The following is a 13,791-nucleotide window of genomic DNA, read 5'->3' as shown; positions in this document are numbered from 1 at the left end:
ATCGCGTGGCTGGCGGTGATCGCATGATCACCGTCGGCTGGCGCGAACTGGTCGGGCTGCCCGAACTCGGCCTCAAGCGCGTGCCCGCCAAGATCGACAGCGGCGCACGCACCTCCTCGCTCCACGGCAGCGTGCTCGAAGAGTTTCGGCGCGATGGCGAGAAATTCGTCCGCTTCGAGGTGCTCTTCCCCGGCACCAAGGTGCAGCAGGTGTGCGAGGCGGTGCACGTCGATGTGCGCGGGATCACCAGCTCCAACGGCGAGACCCAGCTGCGCTATGTGATCAAGACCCCGCTCACGATTGGTGATATCACCTTCCGTGCGGAGATCAGCCTCGCGGATCGTAGCGACATGAAGTTCCCTATGCTGATAGGGAGGAGCGCACTGCGTCGACGCTTTCTCGTCGATTCGGGCAATTCCTGGCTCCAGACCCCCGGACGGGAGCCAGTGAAAGGTCACAAACCATGACATTCCGGCCCATGAGGATCAGGCCATGAAAATCGCGCTGCTCGCCCGAAATCCCAATCTCTATTCGCACAAGCGCCTGATCGAAGCGGCGGAGGCGCGTGGCCACCAGATCGACTGGCTCAACACGCTGCGCTGCACGGTCCACATCGCGAGCCACAAGCCCGAAGTCTATTATGATGGGGAGCCGTGCATCGGGTACGACGCGGTCATTCCGCGCATCGGGGCCTCGATCACCAATTACGGCCTCGCGATTCTGCGCCAGTTCGAAATGCGCGGCTGCTGGCCGCTGAACGAAAGCGTCGCGATCGGGCGCAGTCGCGACAAGCTACGGTCCCTGCAGATTCTCGCCAAGCATGGTCTCGGCCTGCCGCTGACTGCCTATGCCAATGACCCCAAGAAGGCGGAGGAGATCATCCGCGCGGTCAAGGGCCCGCCGGTGGTCATCAAGCTGCTGGAGGGCACGCAGGGCATCGGCGTGGTGCTGGCGGATTCGATGTCGTCGGCGAAGTCCGTGATCGAGGCGTTCCGGGGGGCGAACGTCAACATTCTGGTGCAGGAATTCATCAAGGAAGCGGGCGGCACCGATATCCGCGCGCTGGTGATCGGCGGCAAGGTGGTCGCCGCGATGAAACGCACCGGCGCACCCGACGATTTCCGTTCCAACCTGCATCGCGGCGGCAGCGCCCAGCTGATCAAGATCACGCCCGAGGAGCGCAGTACGGCTGTGCGCGCGGCCAAGCGCATGGGGCTGAACGTGTGCGGTGTCGACATGCTGCGGTCCAACCACGGACCGGTGATCATGGAGGTCAATTCCTCGCCCGGCCTCGAAGGAATCGAGGCAGCGTCGGGCAAGGACATTGCCGGGCAGATCATCGAATTCATCGAGAAGAGCGCCAAGATCGGCGCAACCAAGACCAAGGGCGCGGGCTAACCCGCCGCGTTCGGGATCGTGAACAAGAGGGGGCAAGTAATGCGGAAACTGGCAACGGCGGTAGTGCTGGCGGCGGGCCTTGCAGGCCAGGCATCGGCGCAGTCGAGCGCGCCGATGGTGGGCGCGCACGCGCCTGAAAGCGTGGTCAGCGCGCTTAGGAACGCAGGCTACCGGGCGGAGCTGGACACCGACGGCAATGGCGATCCCATGATCACCAGCGCCTTCGCATCGATGGTGTCCTTCATCTACTTCTACGGCTGCAACGAGGGCAAGGACTGCACCTCGCTGATGTTCACCACCGGCTTCGACAGCGAAAAACCGTGGAAGCCGGAGGACGCGCTGGCGATCAACCGGAACGTCCGCTTCGCCTCCACCTGGCTCGACGACGAGGGTGATCCGTGGATCTCGTGGGATGTCGCGACCGGGCTCGAGGGCATCCCTACTGGGTCATTTATCTACGGCCTGCGCAAGTACGAGACCACGGTCGATCAAGTGGCCGATCAGGTGTTCGGTGAAGAGGCCACGGAATAGGCTTCCTGCAAATCGTGCGGCTTTGCATCCGGCACGAAATTGCTATTCTGGACCTTCGGGAAAAGAGGGGGAAATCTTGAAAACACTGTTTCTTGCCATCGCCGCAGGGGGCCTCGCCCTGTCTCCGGTCGCCGCCAGCGCGCAGACCTATCAGGAAACGCGCCTGCTCAAGACCATGGACAATGCCGACCTGGAAGCGGTCCTCGATGCGATGGACGCGGCCTGGGAAAGCTCCCCGCGCGAGGATGATACCGACCTGTATCAGGTCACCTTCGCCAATGGTCTGAAGGCCTATGCCTGGTATCGCGTGTGCGAGGATGGCCAGTGCCGCGGGCTGGTGCTGGTGGCCCAGTTCTCCCGTCCGTCCGGCTACGACAGCGATGCCGCGCTGGACGACAAGCTGCGCGGCTTCAACGACACCGCGCCGGCGGCGAAGGCCTATCGCGGGACCGACGGAAACGTGGTCCTGCAATCCTACATCATCTCGGATGGTGGGATCATGATGGGCAACATGAAAGCCCAGATCGAGGTCTTCAGGGACTCCGGAGGCAGTTACCAGAACTACATCAGCCAGTAGGCCGCGCTCCGCACCCGTCGAGCAATCTTGAGGCGCCCCCGGTTCGTCCGCGGGGCGCCTTTTATCTGAACGGCGGTTCGTTGAACGCGCGCAGCTTGCGGCTGTGCAGGCGCGGGCCTTCCTCGCGCAGGTGGCGCACGGCGGCAATGCCGATCTGCAGGTGCGCGGCGATTGCCTCTTCGTAGAAGGTGTTGGCCTGCTTGGGCAGCTTGATCTCGCCGTGCAGCGGCTTGTCACTGACGCAGAGCAGCGTGCCGTAGGGCACCCGGAAGCGGAAGCCCTGCGCGGCGATGGTCGCGCTTTCCATGTCGATCGCGACCGCACGGCTGAGCGAGAAGCGCCGTGCCGACATGGCGTAGCGCAGTTCCCAGTTGCGGTCGTCGGTGGTGACCACGGTGCCGGTGCGCAGGCGCTGTTTAAGATCGCTGCCCTGCTGGCCGGAGACCTCTTCCGCCGCCGCTGCCAGCGCCTGCTGCACTTCCGCGATCGCAGGCAACGGAATTTCCGGCGGCAGCACGGGGTCGAGCACGTGATCGTCGCGCAGGTATGCATGGGCGAGCACATAGTCGCCGATCTTCTGGCTGGAGCGCAGGCCGCCGCAATGGCCGATCATTAGCCACGCCTCTGGTCGCAGCACCGCCAGATGGTCGCAGATGGTCTTCGCATTGCTCGGGCCGACGCCGATATTGACCAGCGTGATCCCGTCGCCATCCTCGCCGATCAGGTGATAGGCGGGCATCTGGTGACGCCGCCATGCCGCGTCGGACAGCTGGTCCTTCGCGTTCTGCGTCGGTTCTGTCAGGTAGAGTCCGCCGGGGCCGGCCAGCGCGCCGCATCCGTCCTCGCCCAGCCGTGCACCCGCCCAGTCGACGAATTCGTCGACATAGCGGTGGTAGTTGGTGAACAGCACGAAGCGCTGGAAATGCTCCGGATCGGTGCCGGTATAATGCGCCAGACGCGCGAGGCTGAAATCGGTCCGCAACCCGTCGAACAGCGACAGCGGTATCTGCTGGTCGGGCTCGTCCAGCTCGATCCCGTCGGCCAGCTCGTCGCCGATATCGGCGAGGTCGGTGTGCGGGAAGTGGCGCGCGATATCCTGCGGGCTGATCCCCTGAAGCCGCGCGGTCGCCTCCCCGTCCAGCACGTAGGGGAAGGGGATCTCTTGGTCGGAAGGCTGCACATCGAGCTGGATCGTGTAGTCGCTCTCGATCAGTTCCAGCTGCGCGCGCAGATAGGCGCGGAACAGCTGCGGGCGCGTAACCGTGGTGGAATAGGTGCCCTCGGTCCCCAACCGGCCGAACGCCCGGCTCTGCGAATCCTTGGGTTCGCTTCCGTCGTAATGGAGCAGTAAGCGTGGGTAGGTGTAGCGGTCCTTGCGCGCGCTTTCGGCGGGCAGCGTGCCGTTTTCTGCAAAGGCGATGATGTCGGCGCGCAGCGCGGCGATGCTTGCGTCGTAATGCGCCTGAAGCGCGTCGAGGGCCTGTTCGATGGATAGCATGGCGCGGCGTCTAACCTTCCCGGGGTAAGGGTCAAGCGGCGACGCGCGAGATCGCGCTCGGGCCGGTACGATCGCAGGCGGGCCGGGCGAGGGGCGCCCAGCACCGATCCCCAAGAAAAAGGCCGCTGCGCACCGGGGTGCGAGCGGCCCTTTTACTAGCTGCGCGATGCGCGAGGCTTATTCGCCCTTGGGCGCAACCTCGTCCGAGCTCGTTTCCGGCTCGGTCGCTTCGATCAGCGTTTCGGTGGTCGACTGGCCTTCGGGCGTGCTCACGCCGTCTTCCATCAGCTCGGCAGGGATTTCGCCCGGCTCGAGATTCGGGTCGATCTTGTTCTCGGAAGCCGCTTCCTCGATTTCCCGCTGTTCGTCTTCGAACATCTGGGCGAGGACGTCGACGCCCTGGCTCTGCAGTTCGGCTTCGTCGTCCGAACGGGCGACGTTGGCCTTCACGATCACGTGCACCTCGGGGTGCAGCGCGACGGTGACGTCGTGCATGCCGATGGTCTTGATCGGGCTGCCCATCACGACCTGACGCTTGTCGACTTCGTGGCCCTGGGCTTCGAGGCCTGCCACGATGTCGCGCACGTTGACCGAACCATACAGCTGGCCGGCGTTCGACGACGCACGGATCAGGACGATTTCGGCACCGGCGATCTTCTCGCCAGCCTTTTCGGCTTCGCCGCGACGTTCCGCGTTTTCCTTTTCCAGGCGTTCGCGGTTCGCTTCGAAGACCTTCTTGTTGGCGGCGTTGGCGCGCAGCGCCTTCTTCTGCGGCAGCAGGAAGTTGCGTGCGTAGCCGTCCTTGACGGTCACGACGTCGCCGATGCTGCCCAGATTGCCGATACGTTCGAGGAGGATGATATCCATGTCTCTGCTCCTCTTACTTCACGACGTAGGGAAGAAGGCCGATGTGGCGCGCGCGCTTGATCGCCTTGGCGAGTTCACGCTGCTTCTTCGCGCTGACGGCGGTGATGCGGCTGGGCACGATCTTGCCACGCTCGGACATGAAGCCCTGCAGCAGACGCACGTCCTTGTAGTCGATGACCGGAGCATTCTTGCCCGAGAACGGGCAGGTCTTGCGGCGGCGGAAAAACGGGCGGGCCATTAGTCGTCTCCCCGATCGGAGCGCTCGCGGCGCTTCTTGGAATCACGTTCGTTCTTGCGCATCATTGCCGAGGGGCCTTCCTCGTGTTCGTCCACGCGGATGGTCATGTAGCGGATGACGTCTTCGTTGATGCGGGTCTGCCGCTCGAGTTCGGCGACCATCGCACCGGGGCCTTCGATGTTCAGCAGAACGAAGTGGGCCTTGCGGTTGCGGTCGATCTTGTAGGCGAGGTTCTTCAGACCCCAGGTCTCCGTCTTGGTGACCTTGCCTTCGTTCGACTCGATAATTTCGGTGGCTTGCGCGGCCAGAGCGTCGACTTGCGACTGGCTCAAATCCTGGCGCGCAAGGAATACATGCTCGTACAGAGCCATGCCTTTTCCTTTCACATTGCTGCCGATCGCTGGCTTGTCCGCGCGGATCGCGGGGCCCCTCCGGCTTTCTTGGTTTCCCCACTGCGGGCCGTCACCCACAGCAGGGAAGCGGGGCACATAGCTGGATCGTGGGATAATGCAAGGCTTGCGGGATGGTGCCGTGGCGGGCAGTCACTGTGTCGGTCGCAAGCTCAGGGGATGTCCATGTCTAAACTTCCGACACTTGCAGTCACGATTCTCGCTGCATGTCAGCTCGTTGCTTGCGGGGCTCCCTCTCGAACCTCTTCGAGTGCGGTATTCCTTGCCGAGGCAACCGATCTGCCAACTGTCCAGTTATGTCGTGACTCCCACCTTTCTGAGGGTTTCCTGACCTTCGGTAGAGTCGGCAATGCGATGGTCTCGGCAGATCGCGCCCTCGAGGTATTCTGCACATTCGATGAGGCCGACAACCTTATTGCCGTGTTCAGGCAGACGCGACGTGCTGACGCAACGCACGTTTTTCAAAGCACGGTCGGAACGGACGCTCGAGGCCGCCGTCATACGCTTGAGATTATAGACTGAACTAGGAGAATAGCGTGCCCGGTGGCCTGGCAGCATTGCTTGACGACGTATCGATAATCGCACGTGCGGCGGCGGCCTCGGTCGACGATGTCGCGGCGGCGGCTGGGCGGGCGGGCACCAAGACTGCGGGCGTGGTGATCGACGATGCGGCGGTCACGCCCAGCTACGTCACCGGCTTTTCGCCCGCGCGTGAACTGCCGATTATCGGCAAGATCGCGCTGGGCAGTATCAAGAACAAGCTGCTGATCCTGTTGCCCGGTGCCTTGCTGCTGAGCGAGTTTCTGCCGCAGGCGATTGTCTTCATCCTGATGCTGGGCGGTTGCTACCTCTCCTACGAAGGGGCGGAGAAGATCGTCGAGAAGCTGACAGGCGACAAGCATGGCGAGACCGTGGATGAGCCGATCAAGGACGAGAAGGCGTTCGAGAAGAAACGCGTCGACGGCGCGATCCGCACCGACCTGATCCTGTCGGCGGAGATCATGGCGATCGCGCTGAACGAGGTGGCGGCGGAAACCTTCGTGACGCGTGCGGTGGTCCTGGCACTGGTCGGGCTGGCAGTGACCGTGGGCATTTACGGCGCGGTCGCGCTGATCGTGAAGCTGGACGATATCGGCCTGCACCTGATGAAGAAGCCCGGCGATTTCGCGAAGAAGGTGGGCAAGGTGATGCTCAACGCGATGCCGCATATCCTCACGATCCTGTCGGTTGTGGGAACGGCGGCGATGCTGTGGGTCGGAGGGGGGATCATCCTGCACGGCACGCACGAGCTCGGCTTCCAGCCGCTCTACGGCGCGGCGCACGGCCTGGAGCATGCGGTGGAGAGTACCACCGGCGCGCTGGGCGGGGTGCTTGGCTGGGTGGCCTATGCGACCTCGTCCGCGCTACTCGGGCTGGTATTGGGCGCGGTGATCTTTGTCGTGCTGCACAAGGTGTTCGGCGTGGGTCACGAGGATGGCGAGGAAAGCGGCGAGGGCGCGCACTAGGCGCCGCGCCACGGCTCCTTCGCAAGGTCCGTGCCGCAGCGGCTACAGGTCTTGTTCGGCCATGGCAGCATCAGCAGGCCGCGGAAGAACAGGTTCTTGCGGCAGTTCGGGCAATTGAAGCCGAGGATGCCGATATTGGCCATGAACAGGCCGAAGATCACGATCGCGAAGGCGACGCTCGAATGGCCGATCCACGCATCGACCGCGATGATGAACACCACGCCGATCGCAACGCCGAGCAGCATTTTGAGCGCATGGCGGCGGGCGCGTTCGTAGACGCTCAACCCAACCGCTCCAGCACATCGCGCGCGAAGGCGCTCAGCGTATCGTCGCGCGCGCCCATGATCGCGATGCGGTCGCCGGGCTGGGCGTTCGCCACCAGCCAGTCGCCACAGCCCCCGCGGGTGTTGATGTGGATCGCCTTGCCGCCGTGCTTGGCGATCAGATCGACGATCCTCTCGCTGCCCTCGGAGCGGTCGACCGTGCCGCCGAAATAGACCGGGTCGCACAGCAGGGTGACGTCCTCGGGGCCGAGTTCGCGGGCGAAGGTCTCGGCGAGTTCGGCGCCCATCTGCTTGAGCGGGCCGTAGCCATGTGGCTGGAAGAAGGCGAGCACGCGGCCCGGGTGCGATTTCAGCGTGCGCAAGGTCGCGGCGGCCTTCTCCGGGTTGTGACCGAAATCGTCGATCACGGTCACGCCTGAGGAGGACGTGCCGACGATGTCGAACCTCCGTGCGAGCCCCGCAAACTCGGCAAGCGCCGCGACCGCATCGGCCACCGGCACGCCCGCCGCATTGGCGCCCGCAATCGCCGCAAGTGCGTTGGAGAGGTTGTGGCGTCCCGGCAGGTTCAGCGTCAGCGGGTGCTGGCTATCGTCGCGCTTGTCGTGAACCATCGCCGCCTGCCGCGTCGGCCCCTCGGCGATGCTGCCCTCGACGATGCCGAGCGCGGCGCAGCCATTGGTCACACCGAAGGTAAGCGGGGCATTGGCGTGAGCGACAAGGCGGAAGGCTTCCTCGTCGTCGGCATTGACCACGCCGCGGTCCGACGCCTCGAGGAAATCTCCGAACAGCTGGCGCAGCTCGTCCATGCTCTTGTGGTCGAGCGACACGTTCAACAGGATGCCCACGGCAGGCTTGTATTGCGCGATCGAGCCATCGCTTTCATCGACCTCCGACACGTAGAGGTCCGCATCGCCGACCACCGCGCTGGCGAAGGGGCGGTCGTCGCTGACGAAGTTCTTCATAACCGCGCCGTTCATGATCGTCGGATTGCGGCCTGTGTGGTGCAATATCCAGCCGAGCATCCCGGTCACGGTCGACTTGCCGCTGGTGCCCGCGACGGCGACGCCCGTTTCGGCAGCGTTGAACAGCGCCGCGTTCAGGTCGGCGCGGGTGAGGCGGGGTAGGCCCAGTTCCTTGGCGCGGACGACTTCGGGAACCGTGTCTTCCACCGCCGCGCTGGCTACAAGCACTTGTTCGGGCCGGGTGATCCCGCTGCCGTCCTGCGGGAACAGCCGGAAACCCTGGCGCTCCAACGCGGCGAATTTCTCGGGCGTGCGACCCTGGTCGAAGCTGCGGTCCGATCCCGCGACCTCCGCCCCGCGCCCCTTCAGGATCGCGGCGAGCGGCTGCATTCCCGATCCGCCGATCCCGCAGAAGAACCAGGGGCGGGCGGTCAGGTCGGCGGTGGGGTCGGGCAGGTCGGTCATCCGGCCTGCCTATTGTCATTAGACCAACTCGTCACCCCCGCGCAGGCGGGGGTCCCGCTTTTTGCGGCTAGGCGCGGAAGAGGTGAGCGGGATCCCCGCCTGCGCGGGGATGACGGGGGTGGGTTTGGCGGGTACAGCGAAAACATGACCCGCATCGCCATCTGTGCGCCCGCCACCGCCATCACGCCCGATCATGCCGCCGCGATCGAGCAGCTGGTGGCCGACGAATTTCCCGAACACAGCGTTTACGTGCACCCGCAATGCTTCGAAAGCTGGGGGCACTTCGCCGGGACCGATCTGCAGCGCCTGACCGCGCTGCTCGAATGCGCGAACGATCCGCAATTCGACGCGGTGTGGTTCGCCAAGGGCGGCTACGGATCGAACCGGATCGCACAGGCGGCGGTGACGCAGATGAACGATGCCGCGCGGCAGAAGACCTATGTCGGCTTTTCGGACATGGGCTACATGCTTGCCGCGCTCTACCGCGCCGGGATCGGCCAGCCGGTCCATGGCTCGATGCCAGTCAGCGCGCGCAGCGAGCATGGGCGCGAGGCGGTGCGCCGGGTGCTGCGCTGGTTCTCCGGCGATGGCAGCGGGCTCGAGCCGAGCCTCGATGGCAAGACGCCGGTGGTCGCGTTCAACCTCATCACTCTGGCAATGATGGTCGACACGCCGATGCTGCCCGATCTTTCGGGCCATGTGGTGATGGTCGAGGAGGTGAGCGAGCATCTCTACGCGGTCGATCGGCTGTTCTTCAGCCTGTCCAACACCCTGCCGCGGGTTGCGGGGCTGAGGCTCGGCGCGGTCAGCAACGTGCCGGAGAACGACCGGGAATTCGGTATGAGCGCAGAGGAAATCGCGCAGTTCTGGTGCGCGCGGGCAGGTATTCCATACCTCGGCCGGGCCGAAATCGGCCATACCGCCGCCAACCGGATCGTCCCCTTCGGTCTTGCCAGCCCGGCGCGCGGTTCCTAGGCCGCAGCGGATAAGGAGATATTATGCGAGCTTTCATCTTCCCCGGGCAGGGGAGCCAGAAGGTCGGCATGGGTGCCGACCTCGCCGAAGCCAGCGCCGCCGCGCGCGAGACCTTTCAGGAAGTCGACGACGCGCTGAACCAGAAGCTGTTCACGCTGATGCGCGAAGGGCCTGATGCCGAACTCACGCTGACCTCCAATGCACAGCCCGCGATCATGGCCAATGCCATCGCCGCGCTGCGCGTGCTGGAGAAGGACTTCGGCATGAAGCTGAAGGATGCGGGCGATTGCGTCGCCGGGCATTCGCTGGGCGAATATACCGCGCTGTGTGCGGTCAACGCCTTCTCGCTGACAGAAACCGCCAAGCTGCTGCGCCTGCGCGGCATCGCGATGCAGGATGCGGTGCCGATCGGCGTCGGCTCCATGGCCGCGCTGCTGGGCTCCGATATCGAAACCGCGCAAAAGCTGGCCGAAGCCGCTGCCGAAGGTCAGGTGTGCGAGATCGCCAACGACAACGACCCCTCGCAGGTCGTGCTCTCGGGCCACGCGCAGGCGATCGACCGGGTGCTCGACATGGCGAAGGACCACGGCGTGAAGCGCGCGATCAAGATCGCGGTTTCCGCGCCGTTCCATTGCTCGCTGATGAAGCCCGCCGCGCAGCGGATGAAGCTGGCGCTGGAAAACACGCCTCCTTCGGCGATGGATTTGCCGCTCTACGCCAATGTGACGGCCGCGAAGGTGGCCGACTCGGACGAGGAAAAGGCCCTGCTGGTCGATCAGATCACCGGCCGCGTGCGCTGGCGCGAGAGCGTTCTGGCGATGCGCGCGGACGGGGTGGAGCAGTTCGTGGAGCTGGGCGGCAAGGTCCTCGGCCCCATGGTCAGCCGCACCGACAAGGACGCGAAGGTGACCAGTGCGATCACCATGGAAGACCTCGAAGCGCTGGCGAAGGAACTGGCCTGATGTTCTCACTTGAAGGAAAAACCGCGCTGGTCACCGGCGCAAGCGGCGGGATCGGGTCGGCGATCGCCCGTGCCCTCGCATCGCAGGGCGCGCGCCTCGCGCTGTCGGGCTCCAACGGCGACAAGCTGCGCGCGTTTCGCGACCAGCTCAACGACGAATACGCGCACGATGCCGGCGCGCATGTCGAGATCACCTGCGACCTGTCCAATTCGGCGAGTGTCGAAGAGCTGATCCCCGCGACGATCGACACGCTCGGCAAGGTCGACATTCTGGTGAACAATGCCGGGATCACGCGCGACAACCTCGCCATGCGGATGAAGGACGACGAGTGGGATCAGGTGATCCGGATCAATCTGGAAGCCGCCTTCCGCCTGATGCGCGCCGCCGCCCGCCCGATGATGAAGGCGCGCCATGGCCGGATTATCTCGATCACCAGCGTCGTGGGTGCGACGGGCAATCCCGGGCAGATGAACTACTCGGCGGCCAAGGCCGGCCTGACGGGCATGTCGAAAAGCCTTGCGCAGGAACTCGCCACCCGGGGAATCACCGTCAACTGCGTCGCCCCCGGCTTCATCCGCACCGCGATGACCGATGCGCTGGACGACAAGCAGAAGGCGGCCATCGAAGCGCGCATTCCGGCGGGCCGCATGGGCGAGGGCGACGAAATCGGCGCTGCCGTGGCCTACCTCGCCAGCGACGAGGCAGCCTACGTCACCGGGCAGACCCTGCACGTCAATGGCGGGATGGCGATGCTCGGCTAGGTGTTGCGGGGCGGGACTGGCGCGCATCGACAACACCAACGGCTAGCCTTACCGCCCTCAACCCCTTATCCCCAGCAATCCGGGTGGACTCGCGCTTGCAGCTTGCCCCTAAGTGCAGGCGCGATAAGGAAACCGGATAAGATTTCTCGCGCCAAGGCAGACTCGAGGGGGAGTCGCGCCGCATTCCAAGCGCTTATGAGACGAGAGAAGGACCGATGAAGGCCACCATCGAACGCGCCACGCTGCTCCGCTGCCTGTCCCACGTGCAGTCCGTGGTGGAGCGCCGCAACACGATCCCGATCCTCAGCAACGTGCTGATCGACGCCGACGCAGGCGGCGGCGTGAAGGTGATGGCGACCGACCTCGACCTGCAGGTGGTCGAAACCATGACCGCCGCGAGCGTCGAGAGCGCCGGGGCGATCACCGTCTCCGCCCACCTGCTGTTCGACATCGCGCGCAAGCTGCCCGATGGCAGCCAGGTCAGCCTGGAAACCGCCGACAACCGCATGGTGGTGAAGGCCGGGCGCAGCCGCTTCCAGCTGCCCACCCTGCCGCGCGACGACTTCCCGGTGATCGTCGAGGGCGAGCTACCGACCAGTTTCGAGCTGCCCGCGCGCGAGCTGGCCGAGATGATCGACCGCACCCGTTTCGCGATCAGCACCGAGGAAACGCGCTATTACCTGAACGGCATCTTCCTGCACGTGTCGGACGAGGCGCGCCCGGTCCTGAAGGCCGCGGCGACCGACGGCCACCGGCTGGCGCGTTACACGCTCGACCGGCCCGAGGGTGCAGCGGGCATGCCCGACGTGATCGTGCCGCGCAAAGCGGTCGGCGAACTGCGCAAGCTGCTTGAAGAAGCGCTCGATTCGAACGTCCAGATCGACCTTTCGGCGAGCAAGATCCGCTTCGCGCTGGGCGGCGAGGGCGGGGTGGTCCTGACCAGCAAGCTGATCGACGGCACCTTCCCCGATTACAGCCGCGTGATCCCCACGGGTAATGACAAGCTGCTCAGGCTCGACCCCAAGGCCTTTTTCCAGGGCGTCGACCGTGTCGCGACCATCGCCACGGAAAAGACCCGCGCGGTCAAGATGGGGCTGGACGAGGACAAGGTGACGCTGTCGGTCACCAGTCCCGACAACGGCACTGCGGCCGAAGAGATCGCCGCCGAGTACAAGTCCGAAGGGTTCGAGATCGGCTTCAACGCCAATTACCTGAAGGACATCCTTGGCCAGATCGACAGCGACACGGTGGAACTCCACCTCGCCGATGCGGGTGCTCCCACGTTGATCCGTCGGGACGAGAACAGCCCGGCGCTGTACGTCCTCATGCCGATGCGGGTGTAAAACCTAACCGCCCTTGTCACTGGCTCCGGCCGGTGCACCGGGGCTAGGTTTGCTGGCGAAAGGAATTTCGCCATGCCATCCGGCTTCCTCGTCTTGTTGCTGCTGTCGGGAGCGACGCCGGTCGGTTCCGACGACTGCCCGGCGATCGTCGCCTCGACCACCAGCGAAAACGTGGACCGCAACCCCGATGCGGTGCGCTGCCTCTCCTCGCGGATGAGCCAGACGGTGTACGAGGACACGGAGCGGTGCATCGAACTGATGATCGGCGTGTCGGATCTGCGCGAAAGCCTGAAGGGGATCGAGCGCTATTCCCATCTCGACAACGCCAAGTCCGACAGGATCGAGGCGAGCATGCGCAGTGACTTCGCGCGGATGAGGGCGCTGCCGCCGCTGGGGGTGGATCTGGATGCCGGGCGTCAGGTGGCGGAGGCAACCCGGGCACCCTTCGCCGTCGCGCTATCCTCGATCCCGGACCGCCGCTATGCCGTGTGGTACGCCAAGGCCGTCCCGCCCGAGCATTGTACCGCAGCGCTCGAATTTCGGACCGCGCTGCGCGTGCTGGAGGAAGACGAGCGGCGGCGCGCGCTGGCCAGATAGAATTTCATATGGGGAGCAGGATTTTCATGACCTTTCGCAAAACGGGCGTCGCCATCGCGACCTTGGCCGCGGCCTCCGCAGCATTGCCCGCACCGGCCGCCGCATCCGTGCGCGACGATGCGCAGTGTCTGATGGTGTACTCCATCTCGCTCGGCCAATATGAGGACGAGAAGGACCGCGACTACTCGATTGCGACCGGGCTCTATGCGCTGGTCGGTTACTTCTCCGGCAAGCTGACCTCGCAACTGGGCGTCGACAGCCTGCGATCGGTCATGACCGAGGAACTGGCAGCCGAGGTGGCGGAGGACTACGAGAGCATCCAGACCCGCTGCGTGGCCGAATCCGAACAGATGGCAGACGCGATGATTGCCGCCGGAGAGGCGCTGTCGGGGAAGTGATCCGGTCCTGCTGCGGCGGG

General features: G+C 64.8%; 17 protein-coding genes. 11 read left to right on the top strand and 6 right to left on the bottom strand.

Annotation, left to right across the window (positions count from 1 at the left end):
* Nucleotides 1-23 precede the first annotated feature (23 nt).
* The 4 genes from K7H93_RS02340 to K7H93_RS02325 all read left to right on the top strand — a co-directional run bounded on the left by K7H93_RS02340 (nucleotide 24) and on the right by K7H93_RS02325 (nucleotide 2,506).
* Nucleotides 24-467 (top strand): ATP-dependent zinc protease family protein, encoded by a 444-nt coding sequence (locus K7H93_RS02340; protein ID WP_040379244.1) that lies wholly within the window; start codon nucleotides 24-26, stop codon nucleotides 465-467.
* Nucleotides 468-492: 25 nt separating this feature from the next.
* A complete protein-coding gene (rimK, locus tag K7H93_RS02335; protein ID WP_010240063.1) occupies nucleotides 493-1,398 on the top strand; it encodes a 30S ribosomal protein S6--L-glutamate ligase in 906 nt (301 codons plus the stop codon).
* Between the two features lie 39 nt (nucleotides 1,399-1,437).
* Entirely contained in the window at nucleotides 1,438-1,929 is a 492-nt protein-coding gene (locus K7H93_RS02330; protein WP_230782271.1) for a YbjN domain-containing protein, read from the top strand.
* A gap of 76 nt (nucleotides 1,930-2,005) precedes the next feature.
* Nucleotides 2,006-2,506 carry a YbjN domain-containing protein gene (locus tag K7H93_RS02325; RefSeq protein ID WP_230782269.1) on the top strand — a complete coding sequence of 167 codons (501 nt, stop codon included), beginning with the start codon at nucleotides 2,006-2,008 and terminating at the stop codon, nucleotides 2,504-2,506.
* 61 nt (nucleotides 2,507-2,567) lie between these two features.
* Here K7H93_RS02325 and K7H93_RS02320 read toward each other — a convergent pair whose 3' ends face one another.
* The 4 genes from K7H93_RS02320 to rpsF form a co-directional block, all read right to left on the bottom strand.
* Nucleotides 2,568-4,004, bottom strand: a complete 1,437-nt coding sequence (locus tag K7H93_RS02320; RefSeq protein ID WP_230782267.1) for an AMP nucleosidase — start codon at nucleotides 4,002-4,004, stop codon at nucleotides 2,568-2,570.
* Between the two features lie 177 nt (nucleotides 4,005-4,181).
* Complete coding sequence (gene rplI, locus K7H93_RS02315; protein ID WP_230782265.1) at nucleotides 4,182-4,871, bottom strand: 50S ribosomal protein L9; 690 nt, start codon at nucleotides 4,869-4,871, stop codon at nucleotides 4,182-4,184.
* Between the two features lie 13 nt (nucleotides 4,872-4,884).
* Nucleotides 4,885-5,109, bottom strand: coding sequence for a 30S ribosomal protein S18 (rpsR, locus tag K7H93_RS02310; RefSeq protein WP_010240048.1), 225 nt, complete (start codon nucleotides 5,107-5,109; stop codon nucleotides 4,885-4,887).
* Nucleotides 5,109-5,480 (bottom strand): 30S ribosomal protein S6, encoded by a 372-nt coding sequence (gene rpsF / locus K7H93_RS02305; RefSeq protein ID WP_010240046.1) that lies wholly within the window; start codon nucleotides 5,478-5,480, stop codon nucleotides 5,109-5,111. The genes rpsR and rpsF overlap by 1 nt, the downstream gene beginning before the upstream one ends.
* A 575-nt stretch (nucleotides 5,481-6,055) precedes the next feature.
* Here rpsF and K7H93_RS02300 point away from each other — a divergent pair.
* A complete protein-coding gene (locus K7H93_RS02300) occupies nucleotides 6,056-7,024 on the top strand; it encodes a DUF808 domain-containing protein (protein WP_226660694.1) in 969 nt (322 codons plus the stop codon).
* Here the strand turns inward: K7H93_RS02300 and K7H93_RS02295 are convergent.
* Both K7H93_RS02295 and K7H93_RS02290 read right to left on the bottom strand, forming a co-directional pair.
* Nucleotides 7,021-7,308, bottom strand: a complete 288-nt coding sequence (locus K7H93_RS02295) for a hypothetical protein (RefSeq protein WP_230782262.1) — start codon at nucleotides 7,306-7,308, stop codon at nucleotides 7,021-7,023. The two genes, K7H93_RS02300 and K7H93_RS02295, sit on opposite strands and share 4 nt — an antisense overlap.
* Complete coding sequence (locus tag K7H93_RS02290; protein ID WP_230782261.1) at nucleotides 7,305-8,735, bottom strand: glutamate ligase domain-containing protein; 1,431 nt, start codon at nucleotides 8,733-8,735, stop codon at nucleotides 7,305-7,307. Before K7H93_RS02290 ends, K7H93_RS02295 begins: the two co-directional genes overlap by 4 nt.
* 144 nt (nucleotides 8,736-8,879) lie before the next feature.
* On the opposite strand from K7H93_RS02290, the gene K7H93_RS02285 reads away from it, so the two are divergent.
* The 6 genes from K7H93_RS02285 (at nucleotide 8,880) to K7H93_RS02260 (ending at nucleotide 13,771) form a co-directional block, all read left to right on the top strand.
* The gene (locus K7H93_RS02285) at nucleotides 8,880-9,710 is read left to right on the top strand and encodes an LD-carboxypeptidase (RefSeq protein WP_230782260.1); all 831 of its coding nucleotides are present in this window, start codon (nucleotides 8,880-8,882) and stop codon (nucleotides 9,708-9,710) included.
* Between the two features lie 23 nt (nucleotides 9,711-9,733).
* Entirely contained in the window at nucleotides 9,734-10,672 is a 939-nt protein-coding gene (gene fabD, locus K7H93_RS02280; RefSeq protein WP_230782259.1) for an ACP S-malonyltransferase, read from the top strand.
* Nucleotides 10,672-11,433 carry a 3-oxoacyl-[acyl-carrier-protein] reductase gene (fabG, locus tag K7H93_RS02275; protein ID WP_230782258.1) on the top strand — a complete coding sequence of 254 codons (762 nt, stop codon included), beginning with the start codon at nucleotides 10,672-10,674 and terminating at the stop codon, nucleotides 11,431-11,433. Before fabD ends, fabG begins: the two co-directional genes overlap by 1 nt.
* 215 nt (nucleotides 11,434-11,648) lie before the next feature.
* The gene (gene dnaN / locus K7H93_RS02270) at nucleotides 11,649-12,776 is read left to right on the top strand and encodes a DNA polymerase III subunit beta (protein ID WP_230782257.1); all 1,128 of its coding nucleotides are present in this window, start codon (nucleotides 11,649-11,651) and stop codon (nucleotides 12,774-12,776) included.
* Nucleotides 12,777-12,848: 72 nt separating this feature from the next.
* Nucleotides 12,849-13,373, top strand: a complete 525-nt coding sequence (locus tag K7H93_RS02265; RefSeq protein ID WP_230782256.1) for a hypothetical protein — start codon at nucleotides 12,849-12,851, stop codon at nucleotides 13,371-13,373.
* A gap of 26 nt (nucleotides 13,374-13,399) precedes the next feature.
* Entirely contained in the window at nucleotides 13,400-13,771 is a 372-nt protein-coding gene (locus K7H93_RS02260) for a hypothetical protein (protein WP_230782253.1), read from the top strand.
* The last annotated feature ends 20 nt before the right edge of the window (nucleotides 13,772-13,791 follow it).

The sequence above is a fragment of the Citromicrobium bathyomarinum genome (assembly GCF_021021475.1).
GTDB classification, from domain to species: domain Bacteria; phylum Pseudomonadota; class Alphaproteobacteria; order Sphingomonadales; family Sphingomonadaceae; genus Alteriqipengyuania; species Alteriqipengyuania bathyomarina.
Note: the sequence above shows the minus strand (reverse complement) of the source record. Positions and strands in the feature narration are given on the sequence as shown.

Coding starts and splice junctions, on each gene's coding strand:
- K7H93_RS02290 (WP_230782261.1), bottom strand. CDS start 8,735: ATGACCGACCTGCCCGACCCCACCGCCGACCTGACCGCCCGCCCCTGG.
- rplI (WP_230782265.1), bottom strand. CDS start 4,871: ATGGATATCATCCTCCTCGAACGTATCGGCAATCTGGGCAGCATCGGC.
- fabD (WP_230782259.1), top strand. CDS start 9,734: ATGCGAGCTTTCATCTTCCCCGGGCAGGGGAGCCAGAAGGTCGGCATG.
- K7H93_RS02340 (WP_040379244.1), top strand. CDS start 24: ATGATCACCGTCGGCTGGCGCGAACTGGTCGGGCTGCCCGAACTCGGC.
- K7H93_RS02285 (WP_230782260.1), top strand. CDS start 8,880: ATGACCCGCATCGCCATCTGTGCGCCCGCCACCGCCATCACGCCCGAT.
- K7H93_RS02260 (WP_230782253.1), top strand. CDS start 13,400: ATGACCTTTCGCAAAACGGGCGTCGCCATCGCGACCTTGGCCGCGGCC.
- dnaN (WP_230782257.1), top strand. CDS start 11,649: ATGAAGGCCACCATCGAACGCGCCACGCTGCTCCGCTGCCTGTCCCAC.
- fabG (WP_230782258.1), top strand. CDS start 10,672: ATGTTCTCACTTGAAGGAAAAACCGCGCTGGTCACCGGCGCAAGCGGC.
- rpsR (WP_010240048.1), bottom strand. CDS start 5,109: ATGGCCCGCCCGTTTTTCCGCCGCCGCAAGACCTGCCCGTTCTCGGGC.
- K7H93_RS02320 (WP_230782267.1), bottom strand. CDS start 4,004: ATGCTATCCATCGAACAGGCCCTCGACGCGCTTCAGGCGCATTACGAC.
- K7H93_RS02330 (WP_230782271.1), top strand. CDS start 1,438: ATGCGGAAACTGGCAACGGCGGTAGTGCTGGCGGCGGGCCTTGCAGGC.
- K7H93_RS02265 (WP_230782256.1), top strand. CDS start 12,849: ATGCCATCCGGCTTCCTCGTCTTGTTGCTGCTGTCGGGAGCGACGCCG.
- rimK (WP_010240063.1), top strand. CDS start 493: ATGAAAATCGCGCTGCTCGCCCGAAATCCCAATCTCTATTCGCACAAG.
- rpsF (WP_010240046.1), bottom strand. CDS start 5,480: ATGGCTCTGTACGAGCATGTATTCCTTGCGCGCCAGGATTTGAGCCAG.